Origin of the sequence: Vibrio sp. 10N.261.52.A1, assembly GCF_002876325.1 — a bacterium.
GTDB classification, from domain to species: Bacteria; Pseudomonadota; Gammaproteobacteria; order Enterobacterales; family Vibrionaceae; genus Vibrio; species Vibrio chagasii.
Genome location: NZ_MCYD01001001.1, coordinates 1 through 3,252, shown reverse-complemented (window position 1 = coordinate 3,252; position 3,252 = coordinate 1). Strand labels below are relative to the sequence as shown.

General features: G+C 42.8%; 4 protein-coding genes. 2 read left to right on the top strand and 2 right to left on the bottom strand.

Annotated features, from left to right (window positions below):
- Positions 1–852 (top strand): GGDEF domain-containing protein (locus BCT81_RS21720; RefSeq protein WP_133152682.1); only part of this gene is annotated, 852 nt, incomplete at its 5' end.
- On the opposite strand, the gene queC is transcribed toward BCT81_RS21720, so the two are convergent.
- Together queC and queE are read right to left on the bottom strand one after the other, a co-directional pair.
- Positions 812–1,507 (bottom strand): 7-cyano-7-deazaguanine synthase QueC, encoded by a 696-nt coding sequence (gene queC / locus BCT81_RS21715; RefSeq protein WP_061033467.1) that lies wholly within the window; start codon positions 1,505–1,507, stop codon positions 812–814. The two genes, BCT81_RS21720 and queC, sit on opposite strands and share 41 nt — an antisense overlap.
- A 63-nt stretch (positions 1,508–1,570) precedes the next feature.
- Positions 1,571–2,239: a 7-carboxy-7-deazaguanine synthase QueE gene (gene queE, locus BCT81_RS21710; RefSeq protein WP_331710902.1), complete on the bottom strand. Its 669-nt coding sequence runs from the start codon at positions 2,237–2,239 to the stop codon at positions 1,571–1,573.
- Positions 2,240–2,423: 184 nt separating this feature from the next.
- Between queE and BCT81_RS21705 the strand changes: the two genes are divergently transcribed.
- Positions 2,424–3,233 carry a Cof-type HAD-IIB family hydrolase gene (locus tag BCT81_RS21705; protein ID WP_102425805.1) on the top strand — a complete coding sequence of 270 codons (810 nt, stop codon included), beginning with the start codon at positions 2,424–2,426 and terminating at the stop codon, positions 3,231–3,233.
- Positions 3,234–3,252: the final 19 nt, after the last annotated feature.

Below are 3,252 nucleotides of genomic sequence, written 5' to 3'. Positions count from 1 at the left end.
GAGATACACAAAGCGCTTAATGATTACCAACAAGCGTTTATCTATTATCAACGATATTCATCCATTCAGATGGAAGCGCGAGATACAGACAATCGGCTCGCACTCGAGGCGCTCGATATTGCCCATACCAAATATGAACAAGAACTAGAGAGCTCCTTATTGCTTCACCAAGCGAACATTGACCGCCTTCATATCGAGAAAATGGAGCGCCAACGCTGGGTTTACAACATCATTGTGATTCTATTGTTGTGTGGTGCGAGTTTTATGGTGTTCGCGAATAAAACAATTCGCTCAAAAGCTGCGATTGACGCTATGACCAAAGCGTACAACAGAACTGAAATCATAAGACGAATTAAACGGGTCAAGCGTTCTCAAGAAACAAATAAGCAACATGTTCTAATCTTATTAGACTTAGATAAGTTTAAGAAAATCAATGATGAACATGGTCACCCAACTGGAGACAGAGCACTCGTCCACATTAGCAGACAAATCAGAAAGCACTTGATGAGTGGAGAGTTGTTTGGTCGTTTAGGTGGTGAAGAGTTTGTAATAATGCTGACAGACACCACTCCATCGGAAGTAAGAGAACGAGTCGAAGAGTTACACTATGTAATCTCAAGCACCGTTTTTCTATCAGAAAGTAAAAAGCCACTTAATGTAACTGCGAGTTTTGCTTACTTAGCAACCTCAAACGCATTAAGTGACTTCGATGAGCTCTATTCAGTGCTTGACCAAGCTCTATATCAGGCAAAAAGTAACGGCCGAAACTGCATTATTGATGCGTATAACGACCCCATTGACCTGCCTGAGATTATTTATTCTCAGCCTGCTTACGAACCAGTTCAGCCATAATAGATTCGCGATCACCTAGGTAGTCATTGAGGCCAACTTTTCTCAGTTCACATGCCGGGCAATCGCCACAGCCATCGCCGATGATGCCGTTGTAACAAGTCAGGGTTTTATTACGCACAAGCTCAAGTGCTGAGTATTGATCAGCCAAGGCCCAAGTTTCAGCCTTGTTTAGCCACATTAATGGCGTTTTAATATCCAGCTGCTTGTCCATACCTTGAACTAACGCAGAGTTCATCGCTTTTACGAAGTCATTACGACAATCAGGGTAACCAGAGAAATCCGTTTCACATACACCAGTAATCACCGTTTCTGCGCCGATTTGATATGCGTAAATACCAGCAAGCGTTAAGAACAGAATGTTACGACCAGGGACAAACGAATTCGGTAAACCGTTCTCTTGCAGTTCATGAGAAACAGGAATATCGTCACGAGTTAAAGAGCTGATAGCTAGCTCGTTTAAAAGAGTTACATCCATCACTTTGTGCGCTTTCACGCCTAACTCTTTAGCTAGTGATTCAGCAACTTCAATCTCGAGTTTATGACGCTGACCATAGTCAAACGTAATCGCATGAACTTCATCATACTCTTTTAATGCTTGAACTAAACACGTGGTTGAGTCTTGACCACCACTGAATACTACTACTGCTTTTTTCATTTCCATTCCTACCTAAAACTGACGAACTTTCTACAACGGGTAAGCACTCTACAAAGTCACAAACTATGCGATGCTCAAGTACTTATGAGTTTGAATTGATAAGCGCCAATTGCGCTCAATGCAGGTATCAATACAAAGCTTCGTCGCACGATCTTTTTGGCTAATTGGTTGTAGAGCAATCACAGTATCATCAGATACTTCTGCTCGTTCCAGTAAACCATCAAGTTGCTCGATGTCCTTACCTGTTCCTACTGGGTGCTTAATTTCGTTAGCACGCTGCAAAGCACTGTCTAAGATTTCCAGTTTCGCTTTCATTGCCACCTTAGGTGACACCGTAACCCAAGTATCAGGTGTGGCTTTTACTTCTGATGTACCGCTAGTCTCAATTTGGCAGCGACAGCCGTGTTTCTCAAATGCTTCAGTAAGAGGGACAAGATCATATATACATGGCTCACCACCTGTAATCACAATGTGTTTCGCAGTGTAGCCTTGCTTAATGTATTCATTCACGATTCCTTGAGCATCAATAGAAGACCAAGTCGGTGAATCCTCTGTCTTAACCATGATATCACCAAGGCTAGTCTCGTCTTCTGGCAAAGCTTCCCATGTCTGTTTGGTATCACACCAAGAACAGCCTACAGGGCAAATTTGCAAACGAACAAAAACAGCAGGAACGCCGGTAAACACGCCCTCACCCTGGATGGTTTCAAACATTTCGTTAATCTTGTACAACTTTCCCTCAGCTCAATCATTTGATGAAATTAATCAACCGCAGACCTTAAAGCACTTGCCTCTTTTGGTCAAACAAATGAGTACTGATAAATCACTTGATCAAAGCCCTAGCCTAGCGTTTCAAGTTCCCTTATCCTTTCGCCCATTAGATTTCGTTAGCTTTTTATTTTTAGTAAGGAACAACATGTACAAACTGATCGCTCTTGATATGGACGGTACGCTGCTCAACAGTGACAAAGTAATTTCTCAAGAGAACAAAGAAGCAATTGCCAAGGCTCGTGCTGCAGGTGTGAAGGTCGTTCTAGCTTCTGGCCGCCCTTTAGAAGGTATGCAGAGTAAACTCGATGAGCTTTCAATTAACGGCGAGGATGACTTTGTACTCTTCTACAATGGCTCTATGGTTCAGAATGTATCAACAAAAGAGATCATTCATAGCGAGATCAGCAATGGTAAGGCGGCAAAAGAAATCGCAGCACTTGCCGAGCAGCTTGGTGGTTATGTCCATGCGTTCAGCAAAGTTCATGGTTTAATTACACCTGAGAACAACGAATACACCGGCATTGAAGCACGCATCAACGGCTTAGAGATTAACGAGTTCGATTTTTCTCGGTTGGAAGACGACCACGAAATCATTAAAACCATGATTGTTGCTGAGCCAACAAAACTGACAGACATCATCAGTAAATTGCCACAAGAGCTTAAGAATCAGTTTACTATTGTTCAGAGCGCACCTTTCTTCTTAGAGTTCCTAAATCCGAACTCAAACAAAGGTGTCGGTATTGAAGCCATTGCCAAACACTTAGGCATTACAGCCGAAGAAGTGATCTGTATGGGCGATGCTGAAAATGACCACCATATGCTGGAATACGCGGGCCTTGGCATTGCAATGGACAACGCGATGGAAGAAACCAAGAAAATCGCTGATCATATCACCGCAAGCAACGACGACCATGGTGTAGCGGTCGCGATTGAAAAGTTCATCTTCAACTCTTAACGATTAGATGCCATATCAT

What these genes read in the sequence shown, in the direction of transcription:
- BCT81_RS21705 (WP_102425805.1), top strand. Translation starts at nt 2,424, where the DNA reads ATGTACAAACTGATCGCTCTTGATATGGACGGTACGCTGCTCAACAGT.
- queC (WP_061033467.1), bottom strand. Translation starts at nt 1,507, where the DNA reads ATGAAAAAAGCAGTAGTAGTATTCAGTGGTGGTCAAGACTCAACCACG.